An 18,638-nucleotide genomic window follows, 5' to 3' on the forward strand; every position below is an offset into this window, starting at 1 on the left:
TTTATGAAGGAAATAAAAAAGTCAGTCTGCTTGTTTTGTTCGCTGGGCTGCGGCCTGGCCTGCCGAGTCGTGGGTCGGGAGGCGGTGGCGATCGACTACGACCGGGAAAATCCGGTCAATAAGGGGTCGCTTTGTCCCCGCGGCTATTACAATTTTGAACTGTTGAATCATCCGGCCCGCCTGACCGTGCCGAGTGTTCGAGGAAACCCGGCCTCTTTCAGCGAAGCTTTTTCTTTTGTCCGGCGCGAGCTGGACTTGCTTGATCCCGGCGCGGTCGCGATCGTTGTCTCGCCTCTGGCCAGTTTGGAAGATGGCGGCGCGGCGGCGGCGCTGGCGGCTAAACTTAAGACCCGCTATCTTTGCGTGGGGGGGGAGCTGGCCGATGATGATGCCGGCCTGGGGGCCGCCTGGCGGCTGGCCGAAGATCATCCGGCGACCCTTGAAGATATTGAAAACAGCGATCAGCTGTTGATCATCGGCGATGTCCTGACCCGGAGCCCCGTCCTTTCCCGCCGGATCAACGCGGTCAAAGCGAAAAGAGGTAAAATTACCGTTGTCGATCCCCATCGGTCACATACCGCCTGGTTTGCCGATAAACACTTGACCCTCAAGCCGGGGATGGAAGCGGTCTTTGCCGCCGCTTTGGTTAGGATGCTTAGCGGCGCCGGGGAAGGGGAGCTTTCCGATTTAGCCAATAAGATAGGCCTACCTATCGAGTCCCTGCGGGAGGTCGCGGCTGATTTTTCCAGCGCCGCGGCCGGCACGGTGATCGTCGTGCCGAGCGCCAATAAACGGCGGAACGATTTGTTGACCTATTTTGTCCGTGTTTTCGCCGGTTTAGCCGATAAAAAATGGATCGTCTTTTATGGGGGCGGGAATACAATCGGCCTGAACGCTTTATTTAATGACCAGCAGCCCGGTCGAGCCCACTATTACGAATTAGCGAAAAAGTTGAAACAAGGAGTTATTCAGGGGCTGATTTTATTGGGTGAGGACCTCTCGGATCTGGAGCGGTTTGCGCCCAAGTTATTGATCGGCAGCCGCTTCTTTCCGCCAAAGTTCAAAAATGGCGTTTGTTTTCCCCAAGCCAGTCATTTGGAGCTGGAAGGTTCGTATCTCTTTTCCGGTAGTCGCAACTCGCGCGCTTTACCAATGGTTCCGGCGGCGGGCGGCCGCGGGATCGCGGCCCTCCTGGCGGAATTATTCGATCTTGATGTCGAAGCGGCAAAAAAACAAGCCGCTGAAACCGCCGCGAACATGGTTGGGGAGATCTTTGATCTGGGGACCGTTATTAATGAAGGAACCAAGCTCGAACCGTTGCCCGATTATCCGGTGGAAAACGTGACCCATTTTGCCGGGAACGATTTGGCCAAGAATTTTTTCTGGTACCGGGCGAAAGGATAAGGATGGCGAAGAGAGTTTATCTAAACTTAGATCTGTGCTGCGGCTGCCAAAGCTGTGCGGCCGCTTGTGCTTACGGGCATCATTTGCAGTCGTTGCTCGGTCACGCTGAGCCGGAAAATGATGCTAAATTGCCGCTCCATTGCCTGCATTGCGATCAACCGGCCTGCGCCGCCGCTTGTCCGAACGAAGCGATGAAAAAAATGGCCGACGGAATGGTCTTGCGCAGCCACCTAAAATGCGTCGGCTGTCATTCTTGCGAATTGGCCTGTCCCTTCGGCACGATCCAGCCCGATCTTTTCAAGCACATTGCTCCCAAATGCGACCTCTGTTTCGACCGGTTGGCGGAAGGGGAGATCCCGCGCTGTGTCGCCAGTTGCACTTCGGGCGCCCTATCATTTGCCGAGGTCGACGAGCAAGTCGTTGACGTCAAGAAAAACCTGGGTTCGACCAGGCTATTGTCCAATTATCTCGGGAGGCGAAGATGAACTTATTTTATCTCTTGGTCGCGCCCGGTTTTCTTTGGTCGTTAACGATCGGTTTGCTGGCCAGCTGGTACGATCGGAAAATCACCGCCCGGCTCCAGTGGCGCCAGGGGCCGCCCATCTTTCAGCCGTTAACTGACCTGATCAAATTGTTCGGCAAGGAAGTCTATGTTCCGGACGGCGGCTTGCGCTGGCTTTTTCTGCTGGCCCCGCTCCTGGCTTTTTCCGCTGTCCTGATCAGTTCAACTATTTTAGGGGTTTCTAACCTTGATATCAGCGAAGGTTTTATCGGTGACCTGATCGTGGTCGTTTATTTATTGACCGTTCCGTCACTCGCCCTGATCCTGGCCGGGTCGGCCTCCCGTAACCCCCTTGCCGCCCTGGGGGCTAGCCGGGAAATGAAGCTGATCTTGGCGTATGAATTGCCCTTCCTGCTCGCCTTGTTCACCTTACTGGTGAAGGTCCGCTCGGTCATGCTGGGCGATTTTATCAGTTATCAGGCGACCGTCGGCTGGCTCGGCTTTAGCTTTTCCGGGCTGATCGCTTTTATCGTCGTTTTGCTTGTTTTCCAGGCGAAGATCGGGCTGGTTCCTTTTGACCTTGCCGAGGCCGAGCAGGAATTGATGGCCGGACCGCTCTTGGAATATTCCGGCGCGCCGCTGGCCCTCTTTCGGGCGGCCAAGGCGATGCTTTACTATGTTCTCCCCCTGCTCCTGATCACTCTTTTCTGGGGGGGAGGCCAAATTGGGTGGCCGGGAGCTTTGGCCCTGATTATCAAATATGTTATTATCCTGACATTGATGGTTCTCGTGAAAAACACCGCGCCGCGTCTTAGAATCGACCAGGCGGTCCGTTTCTTTTGGGGGCCATGGACCCTTTTGGCCCTGCTCGGTTTAATTTTGGCGCTGCTCGGTTATTAAAGGACAATGGATTTGCTGAAATGGAGTCGTAAAAAATCGCTCTGGATCTATCACTTGGGGGCTTCGGCCTGCAATAACTGTGATATTGAGATCCTTGATTGCCTGACCCCGAAACATGATGTCGAACGTTTTGGGATAACGTTGGTCGGCTCCCCTCGGCATGCCGATGTGATCTTGGTCGCGGGGATCGTTAACCGCCAATCGCTGGAACGGTTTAAAAGGGCGTATGACCAGGTTCCCAACCCGAAACTGGTCGTGGCGGTCGGGGTTTGCGCCTGTACCGGCGACCTCTTTCGCGATAGTTATAACTATGTCAGTCCGGTCGACGAGATCATTCCGGTCGATGTTTATGTCCCGGGGTGCCCTCCCAAACCGGAAGCGATCATTGCCGGGATCATAAAAGCGGCGGAAAAGATCAAATGAAGATCGGTGAAAAAATAAAAAGCGTTTTTAACCTGGAGCTTGAGGAAAAGGCGGAGGGACGGTTTTATGTCACGACCGGCCGGGACCGCCTGCGCGATCTTGTCGGGCACATCTATACCGAGCTGGGCGGGCGCCTTTCGACCATTTCCGCCATCGATCAACGCTTTGGGATTGAACTGATCTATCACTTGGCGATCAATCAGGCGGGGGTGTTTATTTCCGTGCGGGTCATGGTCGAAAAACCGGACTTGGCGATCGGCTCCATGATCGATATAATTCCGGCCGCCGACTGGATCGAACGGGAGATCCACGAGATGTTCGGGGTTTTCTTTGTCGGCCACCCAAAGCTCGAGAAGCTGCTGCTGCCTGACGACTGGCCGTCCGGCGAGTATCCGCTCCGGAAAAAGACCTTCGAATCGGAAAACGAACTCCCTGGAGCAGGCAATGGTTAAAGAAAATATTATCCCGATCGGGCCGTTCCACCCCCTGCTGGAAGAGCCGGAGTTCTTCAAGTTTTATGTCGACGGCGAGACGGTCGTCGACGCCGACGTGCGGGTTGGCTACAACCATCGCGGCGTGGAAAAACTGATCGAGAACAAAACCTACGACCAGGGGGTCTTTCTCGTCGAGCGGATCTGCGGGATCTGTTCGACTTCTCATCCTTTCGCCTTTACCCAAGCAGTGGAAAATATTTCCGGGATCGAAGTGCCGCAGCGAGCTCTTTACATCAGGATGGTGATCGGCGAATTGGAGCGGATCCACAGCCATCTCCTCTGGATCGGGCTGGCCGGCCACTTCATCGGCTACAATACCGTTTTCATGTGGGCCTGGAAATACCGCGAGCCGGTCCTCGATATTTTCGAGGCCATTTCCGGCAACCGCAATCATTATAATATGTTCAAGATCGGGGGGGTGCGGCGGGACATCAAAGATACCGACCTGTCCGGCCTGCACGAAGCGATCAGCGGCGTCGAAAAATTTATCGTCATGCTTTATAAGTCGGTGGCCGAGGACCCGATCATTGCGGCCCGGACGAAAAATGTCGGAACATTATCGAAGCAGGACGCGATCGATCTGGGCGTGGTTGGTCCGGTTGCCAGGGGTTCCGGGCTGGCGGCCGACACCCGTAAAGATTTCCCCTACGCGAATTATCGGGAGGTCGAGTTCGAAAGGATCGTTTTACAGGACGGCGACGTTTACTCGCGGGCGGCCGTCCGTTTGCTGGAGATCTTAGAGTCGGTCAAGATCATCCGCCAGTCGCTCAAGAAGCTCTCCCCCGGACCGATCGAAGTCGAGGTCAGGGAGATCGGGATCGGGGAAGGGATCGGTTTGCACGAAGCGCCGCGCGGCGAAGTTATCCACTTTAGCCGCTCGAACGGCTCAAATAATCCGGAGCGGCATAAAATCAGAGCCCCCTCTTTTATGAACGTTCCGTCATTCAAGAAGACGGTCATCGGCCAGAAGATCTCCGATGCCGCGCTGATCACCGCGGCGGTCGATCCCTGCTATTGTTGTACCGAAAGAATGGCGGCGATCGACGCGCAGAACAACCGACTGTTACTGACCGGCGAGGAGCTGGTCAGATTGAGCCAGGAACGGACCGAAGAGATCAGAAGGAGCCAATAAATGTTGCTAGCCGCTTTAGGTGTGCCGATAGTGGCCGGATTGTTTTGTCTTGTGGCCCGCCGTTTGGCCGGTTGGATCGCCGTGGCCGGAGCGGCGCTCACTCTTTTACTGGCGCTGGCGATCTACTTTAATTCCGGGGCGCTGGTCCCGGGACTTGACCTGCAATATAATTTCTTGGGGAGCGCTCTTTTTGTCCTGGCGGCGCTCCTGACTTTGCTGGTCGGCGGCTTTTCCATCGTCTATATGGCCGAACGTCCCCGTCTGAATGAATATTATTCTTACCTGATAATGTCTTTGGGCTTGGCCGCCGGGCTTTTTTTCGCGGCCAATTTTATTCTCCTGATCTTTTTTTGGGGGGGGCTCGGCGTTCTCCTTTATTTATTGATCGGGATCGATACTGAACGGGGAGCCGAAGCGGCGAAAAAGGCTCTCCTTTTGGTCGGCGGCTCCGACGCCCTGATGCTTTGCGGGCTGGGCTTGCTCTCCGCCCTGACGGTCACGCCGCTGATCGGAGCGGTCAAGGTCCAGCTGACCGGCTGGGTCGCGGTTCTCTCTTTTCTTTTCCTGCTGGTTGGGATCATGGCCAAAACCGGCGTGGTGCCGCTCCATTTTTGGGTCCCGGCGGCGGCGGAAAGCACCCCCGCCACGGTCATGGCCTTTCTCCCCGCTTCGCTCGATAAGCTGGTCGGAATTTATCTTTTGGCCCGGCTTTGTCTTGACGTCTACGTTCTGGTCCCGAACTCGCCGCTCTCCATAGCTTTGATGCTGATCGGCTCCGTGACCATTCTTTTTGGAGTGATGGCCGCCTTGGTCCAACATAATATGAAAAAACTTCTCTCGTTCCATGCCGTTTCCCAGGCCGGCTACATGATCGTCGGGATCGGCAGCGGTGTTCCGCTCGCCATGGCCGGCGGGATTTTTCATCTGATCAACAACGCCCTGTATAAAAACCTCCTTTTCCTGGTCGCCGGCTCGGTTGAAAAACAGACCGGCTCGGACGATCTGCGCAAGTTAGGCGGGCTGGCGAAAACGATGCCCTGGACCTTTGCCTTTGCTCTGATTGCCGCTTTGTCGATCTCCGGCGTGCCGCCGTTTAACGGTTTCGCCTCAAAATGGCTGATCTATCTTGGCTTACTTGACCTCGGCAATTGGGGCTTTGCCTGGCTGGCGGTGGCGATGTTCGGTAGCGCCCTGACCTTGGCTAGTTTTGTGAAGATCCTTCACGCGGTTTTTTTAACTCCGGGAACGGGCGAAGGAAGCGAAGTTCATTGGAGCTTGCTTGTTCCCATGGGCGCTATTGCCGCTTTGTGCGTTTTATTCGGGATCTTGTCTTGGCCGCTCAAATATCTGGTCTTGCCGGCGGTGCCGGGCTTGGCGATCCACGGCCAATGGAACTCCGAAGGAGCGGCGCTGCTGATCTTCGGCGGGCTGGTTTTAGGGCTGGTCTTTTATTGGCTTGGCGGGGTCGGAAGAACGGTCGCCAAACCCCCATACATCGGCGGCGAAGTTCTTCCGGAAGCCTCAACCAGAGTGACCGGCGTTGAGTTTTATAACACGATTAAAGAAACAGAAGGGGTCAAAGAAGTTTATCGGCTTAGCGAGCGGTTCAGCTTATACGACCTGACTGTTGGTTCGATAAAATGGTTGTCGGCCCTGGTCCGCGGCTGGCATAATGGCTTTGTCCAAAACTATGCCGCCTGGCTCCTCTTCGGGTTCGCGTTCACGGCCCTGATCCTTTTTCGATAGGGAGCAAAGATGCTGAATATTATCTTGGCGATCGCGATCGTTTGCGCCGTCGTCGCGGCGGAAAGCCGTGACTTGCGTTATTCCGTGTACGCGTTGGGGGGAGTTGGCGCTTGTCTGGCGCTCGCCTTTCTCGTTTTCCAATCGTACTTCTTCGCCGTTTTTCAGCTGGCGGTGGTCGCTTTGATCGTTTATTTGTTCATAAGGATCCTCAATAATCGGGGGATCGTTAACGATGAGGCGCCGCACGGCGCTCCCCTAAGTTATGTCGTCGCCGCGGTTTTTGCCTTGCTGGCTTTATGGCTTTTCCTGCCGGCGCTGCGGCTCCTCCCCACGCCGCAGGAGATCTCGACTAAATACGCCGAAACTTTGCGCGCTTACGACGTTTTTGGCATGATCGTGATCGTCGCCGTCGCCGGTATCGCTTTGTTGTCGATGCTGCGTAATAAGGGGCAGGAATAATGTACGAGTATGCCGGCTGTTTAATTTTGTTCCTGATCGGGCTGTATACCGTGATGGTCAAACGAAATATTTACAAGATCGCGATCGGGATCTTGACCATGGAGTTTGCGGTCGACTTCTTCCTGGTTTTTCTCGGTAACCGGAAGTGGGGGACGGCGCTGATCATCCTGGCGGTCACCTTGATCGCCCTGACCCTCCTGATCAGGGCCCAGGCTGTTTTTCAATCTTTAGACGCGGGAAAAATGAAGGAGCTGAACGGATGACCTTGTTTTTACCGGCCTTTATCGCGGCGCCGCTGGTCGCCGCCCTGGCGATCATGCTCCTTTCCTGGCAAAAGAAGGCGGGGGCGGCCGGCCTGGCGAACCTGGCGGCCGCTTATTTATTCGCGAGCGCCTTACTGCTTTATTTTTTCCGGCCGTTCAATACGGTCCTGCTTTTTAACCTTTCCGGCTGGCTCTCGCCCGGAGGAAACAGCTTGGTCCTGGACGGCTTGAGCCATCTCCATCTCCTGGTCGCTAATTTTGTCGCCTGGATGGCCGCCGTTTATTCGATCGACTACATGAAAAAGTTCGCCAACCGGGACAACTATTACGCTTTGCTGCTACTAATGATAACCGGCATCAACGGCGTGATCCTGACCGGCGATTTTTTCACCCTGTTTGTTTTTCTGGAGATCGGGGCCCTTTCCGCTTACGCTCTGGTTGGGTTCGGCAACCAGCGGGCGGAGATCGAAGCGGCTTTCAAATATTTCGTGCTGGGGGAGATCGCCTCGCTTTTTATCCTGCTTGGTCTCGGTTTCGTTTACGGCCTGACCGGGACCTTTAATATGGCCCAGGTCTCCCAAACTTTTCCGACGGGAGCGGTCGCGATCAAGAATTTGATCCTCACTCTTTTTGTGGCCGGCTTTGGCCTGAAAGCGGCCCTTGTTCCGTTCCACGCCTGGCTCCCCGACGCGCATACTTCCTCGCCGAGCCCGATCTCGGCCCTTCTTTCCGGGGTCATTATTAAAACTCTCGGGGTCTACGCCCTGGTCCGGATCCTCTACAATGTTTTCGGGGTGACCAATCAGATCTCGTTTTTACTGATGATCCTGGGCGGGACAACGGTGATTGTTGGGGGACTCCTCTCGGTCGGACAAAAAGACATTAAACGATTGATGGCCTACTCCAGCATTTCCCAGATCGGCAATATTGTTGCCGCGATCGCCCTCGGCTCGCCGCTGGGGATCATGGGGGGGCTTTTTCACGCCTTTAATCATGCCTTGATGAAACCGCTCCTTTTTCTGAACGCCGGGGCGATCGATCGGGCGACCGGGACCCGGGACCTGCGCAAGTTGGGCGGGTTATATTCCCGCCTGCCGATCATTTCCGCCGCTTCGATCGTCGGCTCGCTGGCGATCTCCGGCTTGCCGCCCTTTAATGGGTTTTGGAGCAAACTATTTATTATTATCGCCTCCGCCCAGGCGGGTAACATTGCCTTAGCGGTTGTTGTAGCGGTCGGGAGTATTTTAACTCTGGCCTCGTACCTGAACTTTATGAAGGGGGCTTTTTTCGGCCCGGCAGTGGGAGAGGTGAAGGAAGCGACCCCGCTTTCCATGCTCTTGCCGATCGTGGTCCTTGCTTTCTTGTGTTTGGGGATCGGTCTTTTTGTCCCGGTGGTCAGTCAGTATCTGATCAATCCGGCGGTCGTGTCGATCTTCAACGGGATCGGTTACGGCAAACTAATGGGAGGCAATTAATGAAACTCCCGGGCTTGTTCCAATTACGGATCTTATCCGAAGCGGTGAGGGCGCTGGTTCTCGGCCCTTATACTCACCGCTATCCTTATGAACCGGCGCCGGCCCCGGCGGGTTTCCGCGGCAAGCCGCAATATTATGAGGCTGATTGCGTCGGCTGCCGGGCTTGCGCCGAGGTTTGTCCCGCCCGGGCGATCGAAGTGATCGACGATCTGGCGGCCAAGACCAGGACACTGATCCACCATCAGGACCAGTGCATCTACTGCCAGCAATGCGAACGGGCTTGTATTACCGAAAAGGGGATCAAACTGACGACCGAATATGAGCTTTCGACCTATGACCGCCTGCAGGCGACGACCCAATCGCGGAAAAAACTGATCCTGTGCGAACATTGCGGCGGCCTGCTGGGAGCGGAAGACCACTTGCTCTTTCTGGCCAAAAAGGTTGGACACCTGCTGTACGCGAACCCGACCCTTTTGCTGGCCAGGAGCGCCGAACTGAAATTGTATGCCGCAAAACCGGAGAACAGTCCCCATAAGCGGGCGGGACATCTGCGCCTCCTTTGTCCCAACTGCCGCCGGGAAATGATCCTAGCCGAACAGTGGTAGAGCTGAAGCCGCTTTTTACCGGTCGGTCGGTTATTATGGGGGTCGGCAGTCCGCTTCGAAAAGACGACGGCTTTGGCCCGCTGGTTATCGGTGAACTGCGGCGGCTGGGGTTTGATAAATACCCGTTGCTTGATGCCGGTACTACTCCGGAGAACTACACCGGCAAAATTGCGGCGCTGAAGCCGGATCTACTTTTGATCGTTGACGCGGCCGACTTTGGCGCCGAACCGGGCCGGACCGCTTTGTTTGAGCCGGAACAGATCCTCTTAAAAGGTTTTTCCACGCACGACCTCTCACTGAAAACTTTTGCCGCTTACCTGAAAGAGGCTCTGCCTCGATTGCGGATCGTGGTTTTGGGGGTACAGCCGCTGGCGGTCGGTTTTGGGGAGGGCTTGAGCCCTCCGGTTAAGAAAGCGCTGGATCAGGTGGTTGGGGAGATTTTAGAGGTATGATATAATTATAATATGGAAGAAAAGATTACGGCTGAAACGACGATTGCCGAGGCCTTAAAGCATAAGCCGCACATTGCCGCCATTTTGATGGGAAAAGGGATGCATTGCATCGGTTGCGTTATCGCTTCCGGGGAAACGATCGCCCAGGCGGCGGAAGTCCACGGGCTGGACGTCAATGAACTATTAAGCGAGATCAATCAGGCTTAAGGAGGTCCCCCATGGCAAACGTTAAGATCTATTCGACCCCAACTTGTCCCTATTGCAAAATGGCTAAGGCCTTTTTGACCGAACATAATATTCAGTTCGAAGATATTGATGTTTCAGTTAATCAAGCGGCCGCCCAGGAAATGATCGGCAAGTCAAAACAGATGGGGGTCCCGGTCCTGGATATTGACGGCCAGATAATTGTCGGCTTTGAAAAGCCCAAAATTTCCCAGCTTTTGGGAATTAAATAAATAAGGAGGTAGCACCATGGTTTCAGTAGACCAAGCCCTTTGTATCGGTTGCGGTGTTTGCGTCGATATGTGCCCGGACGTTTTCACTTTGACCGCGGAAGGCAAAGCTCAAGCGGTCAAGAACGATTGCGAATCCTGCAGTCTGGAAGATATTGCCACCGCGTGCCCGGTTGAAGCGATCAATATCTAACAAATGTTAAAAAAGTTAACCTACAGCCTTGGAGCTTTGGCCTCGTCTCTTTCGTATCAGGTATTCGCCACCTATATTATCTTTTTTTACGTGGACGTGATGCGGCTCCCGGTCTATATGGCCGGGTCCGCCATGTTCATTTACGGTCTCTGGAACGCGATCAACGATCCCCTGGCCGGCTTTTTATCTGATTCCACTCATTCGCGGTTTGGCCGCCGCGTTCCTTATATTTTGCTCGGCGCGATCCCGTTGGGAATGGCCTTTGCCTTTCTTTGGCGGGCTCCTTTTTTCGGTCTGGACGAGCCTTATTTTCTTTTCCTCTATTTTATCGCCCTGATCTGTTTGTTCGATGCCTTTTATACGATTGTCGTCCTTAACTGGTCCGCTCTTTTTCCGGAAATGTTCGGCGGACTCAAGGAACGGTCGTCGGTCAATGTTTTTCGCCAGGGATTCGCCCTGCTTGGTTTGTTGTTTGGGCTCGCTGTTCCGCCCCAGCTGTTTATCAGGTTTGGTTGGGGGAACATGGGGATAATTTTTGGCGCGATCGTCGCGCTGCTTTGGCTGATCACCCTGCTTGGCTGCAAAGAAAAGAAAGAATTCAGCCGGGAACCGTCTTTGCCGCTTTTGGCCGCGCTGAAGACCACTTTGGTCGACCGTTCTTTTCTGGCTTATGTTTCGGCGGATCTTTTGATCTCTTTTGGTTTTATTACGTTGATCGCTTCAATCCCGTTTTACGTGAAATATGTGCTGGAAAAGAGCCCGCAGGAAGTGACCCTCCTTTTTGCCCTGGCTTTTTTTGTCGCCTTTCCGATGCTTTTTGTCTGGCGGGCGGTCCTAGTTAAAAAGGGGGCCAAAAGAACGATGATGCTGGCCGCCGGGGCGATGGCGCTTAGTTTGGCGCCGCTCCTGTTCAGCACCGTGGCCAACGTGATCATGCTGGTTGCCGCTTTGTTCGGCGCTTCGCTGGCCGGTTATTTACTGGTCTCCGACGTCGTCTTGTCCGACGTGATCGATGAGGATGAGGTCAAGACCGGGCATCGCCGGGAAGGAACGTTCTTCGGGATCAGGGCTTTTATTAATCGATTTGCCATTGTTATTCAATCTTTTACCATCAGTTCGGTTTTTATGCTTTGCGGCTATAATCCCTATGTTTTTACCCAGCCGCGCTCTTTTTACGGCGGGATTTTCGCCTTGATCGCGGTGATCCCGATGGTCGCCTTCGGCTTGGCTTTTGCGATTATAAATTTATATCCGTTGGCGGGCGGCAAGATCCAAGAGGTTCGGGCAAAATTAACCGCGCTTCATTTAAAGAAAGGGGTAACTTTTCCGCCGAGCAGTAGGTAAAGCAGGGCGGTCCTGACCGCGACCCCATTGGTAACTTGTTCCAGCGCCACCGTATTCGGCCCGTCGGCGACTTCCGAGGTCATTTCGATCCCCCGGTTGATCGGTCCCGGGTGCATCACCACGACATCCGGTCTGGCTTTTTTCATTCTGGCGGAGTTTAAGCCGTAAAGTTCCGCGTACTCCTCGATCGAAGGGAAAAAACCTTTGTCCATTCTTTCCCGCTGGATCCGGAGCATATTGATGAAATCGGCGTCGGCTAATTCCCGGTCGAGGTCGTAGGCGACTCTAACCCCAAGATTTTCAATCCCTTCCGGCATGAGGGTCGGCGGTCCTACGACCACGACCTCGGCCCCCAATTTATTCAAGCCCCAGATATTTGATTTAGCGACCCGGGAGTGGGCGACGTCGCCGACGATCAGGACCTTTTTCCCTTTAACGGTCTTTTTCTTCTCGATCATGGTGAAGATATCCAGCAAGCCCTGGGTCGGGTGTTCGTCGCAGCCGTCACCGGCGTTGATGACGCAGGCCTCGGTGTTGCGGGCGAGCATGTGCGGGGCGCCGGCCATGTTATGGCGGATAATGATCGCGTCAACCCCCATGACCTCCAGGTTCTTGACGGTATCGATCAGGCTCTCTCCTTTAGAAACGCTGGAAGACGAGAGGGCGACGTTGGTAATGTTGGCCGAAAGGGCCTTGGCCGCCATATTGAAAGAGGTCCGGGTCCGTGTTGACGGTTCATAGAAAAGAGTGACCAGGTGTTTGCCGAGCAGAGTGGGAACTTTGGGAATTGGGCGGCTCAACACCTCTTTCATGGAGACAGCGGTGTTCAAAATGAGCTGAAGTTCCTCTAGAGAGAGGTCTTTGAGGCCGAGGAGATCCTTATTTTTAAGCCTTTTGACCTTGTTCATACAATTGATTAATCTACTTAAATATTATATCATTATAAGGATAATATTGCCATGAAAAAATATTGGGCCGTCCTCATTATTTTGATCCTTGGCCTGGGCTATTTATTATTGCCTAACGAAAAAACCGTCGTGGTCATGGGGACGACTCTGCGGGTGAAAGGGGACGGCGCCCGACTGGCGATCGATGAAGTTAAACGGTTGGACAGACTTTTCAGCCGTTTTGAGCCGGAGAGCGATATTTCCAAGGTCAACCGGGCGGCTGGGAATGGTCCGGTTGTAGTTGCGAAAGAAACCTTTGACTTGGTCGCGACCTCGTTCCTGTTGTCCGATCTGTCGGGGGGGGCCTTTGACCTTACCCTGGGACGGAACGGAAATTACCGGGCGATAGTTCTGGACAGTAAGAACCGGACGATTTTTCTCCGTCATAAAGGGATGAGCCTTGACCTGGGCGGGATCGGCAAGGGGGCGGCGGTGGAATCGGCCAGGCGCAAGCTTCTGGCCGATGGAGCGAAAAAAACCTTGATCGACATGCACTCTTCGATCGCGGTGATCGGCGGACCCTGGAAGATCGGGGTGATCGATCCGCGAGAAGCCCGGCCGGGAATGAGTTCCAACCTGTTGGAGGTCGTGACCTTAAACGATGGCGACGCCCTTTCGACCTCCGGCGGGTACGAGCAACCGGGCCACATCATCGATCCGCGGAGCGGCCGGGTTGCAAACCGTTGTCTGGGGGTGACGGTCATTACGCGGGACGCGGCGATTGCCGACGCGCTCTCGACCGCGATCTTTGTGCTTGGTCCGGAGCAGGGGCTGAAATTAGCGAATAAACTGGCCGCCAAGGCGGTCATTGTCGACGGAAAGGGAAAGATAAATGATAATTTTAGCGTTAAATTGCGGTAGTTCGTCGGTTAAGTTTAAGCTTTACAAGTCGGGGGAGCGCAAATCCTTGGTCAGCGGCGTGATCGAAAGGATCGGGATTGCCGGCTCCTTCCTCTCCTTCGAGGCTCCGGGCAAAGGAGAGATCAAAAAAGAATTGGAATGCCAGGACCATCGCTACGCCTTGAAGGCGATCCTCGAAGCGTTAATCGACAAGCAGTACAAGATATTGGACGACCTCTCCGCGATCGCCGCGGTCGGACACCGGGTCGTTCACGGCGGCGAAAAGTTCAAGAGCTCGGTCATGATCACCGACGAAGTCCTGGCGGCGATCAAAGACGTTCAGGATCTCGCCCCCCTCCATAATCCGCCGAATATCATGGGGATCGAAGCGGCTAAGGAAGTTCTTCCCGATATCCCGCACATCGCCGTGTTCGATACCGCTTTTCACCAAACCATGCCGGAGCAGGCGTATATTTACGCCGTTCCTTACGAGTGGTACGGGATGTACGGCGTCCGGCGCTACGGTTTCCACGGGACGTCGCATCTTTATGTTTCCCGACGGGCGGCGACCTTGCTCGGCCAAAAACCGCTGGAGACAAATTTAATTACGATGCATATCGGCAACGGCGTTAGTATCGCTGCCATTGCCGGGGGGATCTCCGTTGATACCACCATGGGGCTGACCCCGCTGGAAGGGGCGGTCATGGGGACCCGCTGCGGCGACCTTGACCCGTCGATCATCTTGTTCATGATCGAGAAGGAAGGGTTTTACGTCGAAGAATTGGAAAAGATCCTCAACAAAAAAAGCGGGCTTCTCGGGATCACCGGCAAATTTATGGACCGCCGCGACGTGGATAAGGCGGCCGACGAGGGGGACCATCGGGCCCAATTGGCCCAGCAGATCGAAGCGTACCGCCTGCGGAAATATATCGGATCCTATCTGGCGGCCTTGGGCCGGGTTGACGCGATCGTTTTTACCGCCGGCGGCGGCGAGCGGAATTACCGGTTGCGGGAAAGGGTCCTCTCCGGCCTGGAAAACATCGGGATCAAATTGGACAAGAAGCGGAATGCCGCCGCCAACACCCGAGACAAAGAATCATTGATCACGTCCGACGATTCGCCGGTCAAGGTTTACGTTATTCCGACCGACGAAGAGCTGGTCTTTATTGAAGACGTGATTGCCATTTTGGAAGGTCGCTATGAAACCCACACCCATTTTACTTATAGTTTTGAGGACCCCAAATATAAGAGGAAGGGATGAAAAAAGATAACTTTCTTCCCCTGACATATTTACGGGAAGCTGGCGACCTTCGCTGCGGCGCCAGGACCCTGCGCGACCATCCTGAACGGAGCGAATATCCCTGGGATTTGATCGTCAATCTGAAAGCCGACCTGGAAGCCGACCTTAAGGTTATGGGGGGCGGGATAAAAGGAACTGTCCATCCTTCAGTCGTCCTCTACGCGCCGGAAAATATGCTTATTGAAGCCGGGGCCGAGATCGAAGCCGGCGCCGTCCTTGACGCCCGGTCGGGGCCGATCTATATCGGCCGGGGGACAATTATTAGGCCGCTAAGTTATTTGCGCGGGCCGCTCTCCATCGGGCCGGAATGCCGGATCGGCGGAGAAGTGACCCATTCGATCTTTCACGGCTACGCCAATAAAGCGCACTACGGTTTTATCGGCCATTCGTACATCGGCGAATGGGTTAACTTGGGAGCGGGGACGACCAACTCAAACCTGAAAAATACTTATGGCACCGTTAAAATGGCGATCAATGGCCAAGAGACCGACAGCGGAACGCAGTTTCTCGGTTGTTTGATCGGCGACCACGCCAAGCTGGGGATCGGCACGCTGATCCCGACCGGCGCGGTGATCGGCGTCGGCGCCAATGTTTTTGGCGGCGGGCTGGTCCCGAAAAACGTCCCCTCGTTCAGTTGGGGGAACAATGGCCGGGTCGATCTGGAAAAATTCCTGGCGGCGACGGAGAGCGTCATGCGGCGACGGGGCCGCAAGCTCGAAGAGGTCAAAGAAAAACTAGCCGCCGTTTATTCACGAACCGCTTAATTTTATTTAGAAAAAAAGGTATAATTTTGCTTGTTGGGGGATCGTCTAATGGTAGGACACCGCCCTTTGGAGGCGAGAATCGGGGTTCGAGTCCCTGTCCCCCAGTCCTTCGACTCGGTCGCTTCGCTCCCTCGCTCAGGACAAGTCCCTCTTTCGAGTCGAAGGATGTCGAGCGAACGAAGTGAGTCGAGACTTCTAAAATATTATTTATTCAGCGTAAGTCTAGGGCCGGTCGAGGCAGAGTCGAGATTTACATGTATTATCTTTATATTGTTGAGTGTCAGAATAAAGCTTTTTACACCGGAATTACGAATAATCTTAAAAGAAGAGTTTTACAGCATCAATCAGGAGAAGGCGGTCATTACACCAGCTGTAATCCGGCAGTTAAATTAAGATATTTTGAGGAGTATAATTCCAGGGCAGAAGCTGCAAAAAGAGAGAGACAAATAAAGGGTTGGTCCCGAATAAAAAAGTTAGCTCTTATAAAGGGAGACAAGGGGATTCTGAAGGCCGCGGCGAGATGTAAAGAAAAATAGTCCCGAAGCCCCCGCTCAAGCGGGGCGGAGGACGAGTCCCTGTCCCCCAGTTGCAATCTTTTCTTAGCTGGCTTACAATAGGCCCGAGTCCCAAGGTTAGCAGCCAATGCTGCCAGGAGGAAATTATGGGAAAGATCAGTGGCGTTGTTTTTGCTTTTCTGCTCACCTCGATGATTGCCATAGGCGCCGTTAAGCCGGCAAATTCAGAAGTTAACATAAATGTTAATATCGGCCCGCCGCCCATTGTGGTTGCCGAGCCGTCTGAAGTAGTCTTTATCTCCAGCTACGGAGTCTATTTTGTTTCTGGCATTGATTTCGATGTTTATTACTTTAATGGCTACTGGTGGTCTCCGCGTGGAACCGTCTGGTACAGGGCAACAGCCTATAACGGTCCCTGGGTGATCATTAACCGACGCGTTGTCCCGCCGGTTTTGATCCGGATCCCGGCAAACTATCGGGTTATTTATAAGAGCGTAAAGCCGATCCCTTTTGGCAAGTGGAAGCAGCAATGGAAGCAGAAAGGGAAAGGATACGGTCGGGGAGATAATCAGAAAAAAAGGACGAAGCCTTAACCCCTAAACGTCAAATTTGCCCGGTCGAAGACATCGAGCTCGGCGATCAGGCTTTCGAGCTCTTTGTAGCCGCTGTCGACCGCTTGTTGGTGCTTATGGGCGGTGATCTGTAATTGTTGAATTTCCGCGCCGCTCTTTTTACCGCCGGCTTGCGCGATCTCGAGATTGACCGCTTCCAGGGCCGCTTCCGCTTCATCGATCCTTTTTTCGACTTCGGCCGTTTTATTAATGATTGTCTGCCGTTGTTTGCTATGGTCGACTTTTTTGGGCTCCTTATGCTTGGCCGTTTTTTTCGCTTTTTTAGGTTCCGATTCCCAGCCGATCTTGTCCAGGAACTCCTGGTAGCGGCCCTCAAAGACAAAAACCTTGTCTTCGTTGAAGATTATCAGGCGATTGGCCAGATGATGAAGAAACATTTCGCTGTGGGTCACAATGATGACCGCGCCGGGAAACTCGTCGAGAGCCGCGATCATTGAATCACACGATTCGACGTCCAAATGGTTGGTCGGCTCGTCGAGCAAAAGGAGGTTGGTGGGGGAGAGGAGGATCTTCCCCAGCGTGACTCGGCTCTTTTCGCCACCCGAGAGGACCGAAATCTTTTTTAAGGCCAGGTCGCCGGTGAACATCATCGCCCCGCAGGTCTTTCTGATGTCGCTGTATTTCATGTCGGGCCGCAATTGGTGAAGTTCTTCTTCAATGGTCAGGTTGGGGTTCAGCCGTTCAATGTTAGTTTGGCCGAAATAGCCGATCTTGCAGTCGGGGTGGGGGTTAATCTCCCCGGCTTGCGGCTGGAGTTCGCCGGCCAGCAGGCGGAGCAAGGTTGATTTCCCCTTGCCGTTCTTACCAATGACGCAGATCCGGTCGTTCTTGCCGATATCGATCGAGAGATCGTTGATCAGAATGCGGTCGGGGGAATAGCCGAAGGTAATGTTTTCCGCCCGCATTAGATAATTGGCCTCAAATTCGACCGAATTGAAGCGGAAACCGAGTTCAGTTATTTTGACCAGCTCTTCCTTCTTCCCCATTTTTTCCAGCGCTTTGATCCGTGATTGGACGAGGCTGGCCCGGGCCGCCTGGGCGCGGAAGCGATTGATAAACTCCATCGCTTCCTCCCGTTTCTTTTGTTCTTTCTGGAGGGTCTTGCCGTAGCTCTCTTCTTCCGTGGCGATCTGTTCAAAAAGTTTGGCGGTATCGCCTTCGATCTTTTTGGTCTTTAGTCGGTGGAGTCCCAAAGTATGGGTCGTGACGCTGTTCATGAAATCGCGGTCGTGGGTAATGAGCATCAGCTCATTGCTCCAGCGCTGCAGGAATTTCTTGAGCCAGCGGATCGAAATGATATCCAGATAGTTCGTCGGTTCGTCAAGCAAGAGCAAGTGCGGCTCGGCAAGGAGGACCTTGGCCAGGTTCAGCCTGACCTGGAAGCCGCCGGAAAATTCCGCCGGCGATTTGTCGAACTCGCTTTCCGTAAAGCCGAGGCCGCTTAGGATCTTTTCCGCTTTCCAGATCTGGTCCTCTTCGCCGACCGGGAGTCCCAGGCAGGCTTCCTGGAGGACGGTTGGCTCGCTGAAGCGGAGATGTTGTTTAAGGTACCCGACGGTGTAGTTTTTCGGCAGAGAAATAGTTCCCTCGTCAGGCGCCATTTCTCCCGTAATTAGCTTAAAAAGTGTGGTTTTCCCTGACCCGTTACGACCGACTAAGCCGATCCGTTCCCCACTATGGATAGTGAAGCTGATATCATCGAAAAGCTCATGCCCGGCAAAGCCGAGCGATAAATTGTTGATTTGCAGCATTCATTAAATATAGCACACTTTCCCCGATCATCAAATTTTAGCGGT

The 18,638-nt window shown here is 54.1% G+C and carries 23 protein-coding genes and 1 tRNA gene; 22 read left to right on the top strand and 2 right to left on the bottom strand.

The annotated features are described in order from the left end of the window. The first annotated feature begins 3 nt into the window (after positions 1 to 3). The 16 genes from WC772_05345 to WC772_05420 are packed head-to-tail and all read left to right on the top strand — an operon-like array spanning position 4 to position 11,844. The gene (locus WC772_05345; GenBank protein MFA6170178.1) at positions 4 to 1,404 is read left to right on the top strand and encodes a molybdopterin-dependent oxidoreductase; all 1,401 of its coding nucleotides are present in this window, start codon (positions 4 to 6) and stop codon (positions 1,402 to 1,404) included. 2 nt (positions 1,405 to 1,406) lie between these two features. Further along, positions 1,407 to 1,889: a 4Fe-4S dicluster domain-containing protein gene (locus WC772_05350; protein ID MFA6170179.1), complete on the top strand. Its 483-nt coding sequence runs from the start codon at positions 1,407 to 1,409 to the stop codon at positions 1,887 to 1,889. Continuing rightward, positions 1,886 to 2,806, top strand: coding sequence for a complex I subunit 1 family protein (locus WC772_05355; protein MFA6170180.1), 921 nt, complete (start codon positions 1,886 to 1,888; stop codon positions 2,804 to 2,806). Before WC772_05350 ends, WC772_05355 begins: the two co-directional genes overlap by 4 nt. 6 nt (positions 2,807 to 2,812) lie before the next feature. Further along, positions 2,813 to 3,229 carry an NADH-quinone oxidoreductase subunit NuoB gene (gene nuoB, locus WC772_05360; protein MFA6170181.1) on the top strand — a complete coding sequence of 139 codons (417 nt, stop codon included), beginning with the start codon at positions 2,813 to 2,815 and terminating at the stop codon, positions 3,227 to 3,229. Beyond that, positions 3,226 to 3,681 carry an NADH-quinone oxidoreductase subunit C gene (locus tag WC772_05365; GenBank protein ID MFA6170182.1) on the top strand — a complete coding sequence of 152 codons (456 nt, stop codon included), beginning with the start codon at positions 3,226 to 3,228 and terminating at the stop codon, positions 3,679 to 3,681. The genes nuoB and WC772_05365 overlap by 4 nt, the downstream gene beginning before the upstream one ends. Next, positions 3,674 to 4,855 (top strand): nickel-dependent hydrogenase large subunit, encoded by a 1,182-nt coding sequence (locus WC772_05370; protein MFA6170183.1) that lies wholly within the window; start codon positions 3,674 to 3,676, stop codon positions 4,853 to 4,855. Before WC772_05365 ends, WC772_05370 begins: the two co-directional genes overlap by 8 nt. Continuing rightward, positions 4,856 to 6,601, top strand: a complete 1,746-nt coding sequence (locus tag WC772_05375; GenBank protein MFA6170184.1) for a proton-conducting transporter membrane subunit — start codon at positions 4,856 to 4,858, stop codon at positions 6,599 to 6,601. Between the two features lie 9 nt (positions 6,602 to 6,610). Beyond that, positions 6,611 to 7,060 carry a hypothetical protein gene (locus WC772_05380; GenBank protein MFA6170185.1) on the top strand — a complete coding sequence of 150 codons (450 nt, stop codon included), beginning with the start codon at positions 6,611 to 6,613 and terminating at the stop codon, positions 7,058 to 7,060. Next, positions 7,060 to 7,323 carry an NADH-quinone oxidoreductase subunit K gene (locus tag WC772_05385; protein MFA6170186.1) on the top strand — a complete coding sequence of 88 codons (264 nt, stop codon included), beginning with the start codon at positions 7,060 to 7,062 and terminating at the stop codon, positions 7,321 to 7,323. The genes WC772_05380 and WC772_05385 overlap by 1 nt, the downstream gene beginning before the upstream one ends. After that, on the top strand, positions 7,320 to 8,798 hold the full coding sequence (locus WC772_05390; protein ID MFA6170187.1) for a proton-conducting transporter membrane subunit: 1,479 nt from the start codon (positions 7,320 to 7,322) through the stop codon (positions 8,796 to 8,798). The genes WC772_05385 and WC772_05390 overlap by 4 nt, the downstream gene beginning before the upstream one ends. Beyond that, a complete protein-coding gene (locus tag WC772_05395; GenBank protein MFA6170188.1) occupies positions 8,798 to 9,403 on the top strand; it encodes a 4Fe-4S dicluster domain-containing protein in 606 nt (201 codons plus the stop codon). The genes WC772_05390 and WC772_05395 overlap by 1 nt, the downstream gene beginning before the upstream one ends. Next, a complete protein-coding gene (locus WC772_05400; protein MFA6170189.1) occupies positions 9,397 to 9,855 on the top strand; it encodes a hydrogenase 3 maturation endopeptidase HyCI in 459 nt (152 codons plus the stop codon). The genes WC772_05395 and WC772_05400 overlap by 7 nt, the downstream gene beginning before the upstream one ends. Before the next feature lie 12 nt (positions 9,856 to 9,867). Next, positions 9,868 to 10,062, top strand: a complete 195-nt coding sequence (locus tag WC772_05405) for a DUF1858 domain-containing protein (protein MFA6170190.1) — start codon at positions 9,868 to 9,870, stop codon at positions 10,060 to 10,062. 11 nt (positions 10,063 to 10,073) lie between these two features. Beyond that, positions 10,074 to 10,310: a glutaredoxin domain-containing protein gene (locus WC772_05410; GenBank protein ID MFA6170191.1), complete on the top strand. Its 237-nt coding sequence runs from the start codon at positions 10,074 to 10,076 to the stop codon at positions 10,308 to 10,310. Positions 10,311 to 10,326: 16 nt separating this feature from the next. Then, a complete protein-coding gene (locus tag WC772_05415) occupies positions 10,327 to 10,500 on the top strand; it encodes a ferredoxin (protein MFA6170192.1) in 174 nt (57 codons plus the stop codon). A 3-nt stretch (positions 10,501 to 10,503) separates the two neighbouring features. Beyond that, positions 10,504 to 11,844: an MFS transporter gene (locus tag WC772_05420; protein ID MFA6170193.1), complete on the top strand. Its 1,341-nt coding sequence runs from the start codon at positions 10,504 to 10,506 to the stop codon at positions 11,842 to 11,844. Here the strand turns inward: WC772_05420 and WC772_05425 are convergent. Further along, a complete protein-coding gene (locus WC772_05425) occupies positions 11,802 to 12,752 on the bottom strand; it encodes an aspartate carbamoyltransferase catalytic subunit (protein MFA6170194.1) in 951 nt (316 codons plus the stop codon). The two genes, WC772_05420 and WC772_05425, sit on opposite strands and share 43 nt — an antisense overlap. Positions 12,753 to 12,803: 51 nt before the next feature. Here WC772_05425 and WC772_05430 point away from each other — a divergent pair, with 51 nt between their 5' ends. From WC772_05430 to WC772_05455, 6 genes are all read left to right on the top strand, one after another. Then, complete coding sequence (locus tag WC772_05430; GenBank protein MFA6170195.1) at positions 12,804 to 13,652, top strand: FAD:protein FMN transferase; 849 nt, start codon at positions 12,804 to 12,806, stop codon at positions 13,650 to 13,652. Next, on the top strand, positions 13,624 to 14,892 hold the full coding sequence (locus WC772_05435; protein ID MFA6170196.1) for an acetate kinase: 1,269 nt from the start codon (positions 13,624 to 13,626) through the stop codon (positions 14,890 to 14,892). Before WC772_05430 ends, WC772_05435 begins: the two co-directional genes overlap by 29 nt. Further along, positions 14,889 to 15,695, top strand: a complete 807-nt coding sequence (locus tag WC772_05440; GenBank protein ID MFA6170197.1) for a hypothetical protein — start codon at positions 14,889 to 14,891, stop codon at positions 15,693 to 15,695. The genes WC772_05435 and WC772_05440 overlap by 4 nt, the downstream gene beginning before the upstream one ends. 34 nt (positions 15,696 to 15,729) lie before the next feature. Next, positions 15,730 to 15,800 (top strand) — tRNA-Gln (locus WC772_05445). A 149-nt stretch (positions 15,801 to 15,949) separates the two neighbouring features. Then, positions 15,950 to 16,231, top strand: coding sequence for a GIY-YIG nuclease family protein (locus tag WC772_05450; protein ID MFA6170198.1), 282 nt, complete (start codon positions 15,950 to 15,952; stop codon positions 16,229 to 16,231). 125 nt (positions 16,232 to 16,356) lie between these two features. Next, on the top strand, positions 16,357 to 16,803 hold the full coding sequence (locus WC772_05455) for a hypothetical protein (protein ID MFA6170199.1): 447 nt from the start codon (positions 16,357 to 16,359) through the stop codon (positions 16,801 to 16,803). Here WC772_05455 and WC772_05460 read toward each other — a convergent pair. Then, entirely contained in the window at positions 16,800 to 18,593 is a 1,794-nt protein-coding gene (locus tag WC772_05460) for an ABC-F family ATP-binding cassette domain-containing protein (GenBank protein MFA6170200.1), read from the bottom strand. The two genes, WC772_05455 and WC772_05460, sit on opposite strands and share 4 nt — an antisense overlap. Positions 18,594 to 18,638 lie beyond the last annotated feature (45 nt).

The sequence above is a fragment of the Candidatus Margulisiibacteriota bacterium genome (assembly GCA_041661965.1).
Taxonomy (GTDB): domain Bacteria; phylum Margulisbacteria; class WOR-1; order O2-12-FULL-45-9; family XYB2-FULL-48-7; genus XYB2-FULL-45-9.

Bases quoted from the DNA above. Each gene is read 5' to 3' on its own strand.
- WC772_05345 (MFA6170178.1), top strand. From the start codon at position 4: ATGAAGGAAATAAAAAAGTCAGTCTGCTTGTTTTGTTCGCTGGGCTGC.
- WC772_05350 (MFA6170179.1), top strand. From the start codon at position 1,407: ATGGCGAAGAGAGTTTATCTAAACTTAGATCTGTGCTGCGGCTGCCAA.
- WC772_05355 (MFA6170180.1), top strand. From the start codon at position 1,886: ATGAACTTATTTTATCTCTTGGTCGCGCCCGGTTTTCTTTGGTCGTTA.
- nuoB (MFA6170181.1), top strand. From the start codon at position 2,813: ATGGATTTGCTGAAATGGAGTCGTAAAAAATCGCTCTGGATCTATCAC.
- WC772_05365 (MFA6170182.1), top strand. From the start codon at position 3,226: ATGAAGATCGGTGAAAAAATAAAAAGCGTTTTTAACCTGGAGCTTGAG.
- WC772_05370 (MFA6170183.1), top strand. From the start codon at position 3,674: ATGGTTAAAGAAAATATTATCCCGATCGGGCCGTTCCACCCCCTGCTG.
- WC772_05375 (MFA6170184.1), top strand. From the start codon at position 4,856: ATGTTGCTAGCCGCTTTAGGTGTGCCGATAGTGGCCGGATTGTTTTGT.
- WC772_05380 (MFA6170185.1), top strand. From the start codon at position 6,611: ATGCTGAATATTATCTTGGCGATCGCGATCGTTTGCGCCGTCGTCGCG.
- WC772_05385 (MFA6170186.1), top strand. From the start codon at position 7,060: ATGTACGAGTATGCCGGCTGTTTAATTTTGTTCCTGATCGGGCTGTAT.
- WC772_05390 (MFA6170187.1), top strand. From the start codon at position 7,320: ATGACCTTGTTTTTACCGGCCTTTATCGCGGCGCCGCTGGTCGCCGCC.
- WC772_05395 (MFA6170188.1), top strand. From the start codon at position 8,798: ATGAAACTCCCGGGCTTGTTCCAATTACGGATCTTATCCGAAGCGGTG.
- WC772_05405 (MFA6170190.1), top strand. From the start codon at position 9,868: ATGGAAGAAAAGATTACGGCTGAAACGACGATTGCCGAGGCCTTAAAG.
- WC772_05410 (MFA6170191.1), top strand. From the start codon at position 10,074: ATGGCAAACGTTAAGATCTATTCGACCCCAACTTGTCCCTATTGCAAA.
- WC772_05415 (MFA6170192.1), top strand. From the start codon at position 10,327: ATGGTTTCAGTAGACCAAGCCCTTTGTATCGGTTGCGGTGTTTGCGTC.
- WC772_05420 (MFA6170193.1), top strand. From the start codon at position 10,504: ATGTTAAAAAAGTTAACCTACAGCCTTGGAGCTTTGGCCTCGTCTCTT.
- WC772_05425 (MFA6170194.1), bottom strand. From the start codon at position 12,752: ATGAACAAGGTCAAAAGGCTTAAAAATAAGGATCTCCTCGGCCTCAAA.
- WC772_05430 (MFA6170195.1), top strand. From the start codon at position 12,804: ATGAAAAAATATTGGGCCGTCCTCATTATTTTGATCCTTGGCCTGGGC.
- WC772_05435 (MFA6170196.1), top strand. From the start codon at position 13,624: ATGATAATTTTAGCGTTAAATTGCGGTAGTTCGTCGGTTAAGTTTAAG.
- WC772_05440 (MFA6170197.1), top strand. From the start codon at position 14,889: ATGAAAAAAGATAACTTTCTTCCCCTGACATATTTACGGGAAGCTGGC.
- WC772_05450 (MFA6170198.1), top strand. From the start codon at position 15,950: ATGTATTATCTTTATATTGTTGAGTGTCAGAATAAAGCTTTTTACACC.
- WC772_05455 (MFA6170199.1), top strand. From the start codon at position 16,357: ATGGGAAAGATCAGTGGCGTTGTTTTTGCTTTTCTGCTCACCTCGATG.
- WC772_05460 (MFA6170200.1), bottom strand. From the start codon at position 18,593: ATGCTGCAAATCAACAATTTATCGCTCGGCTTTGCCGGGCATGAGCTT.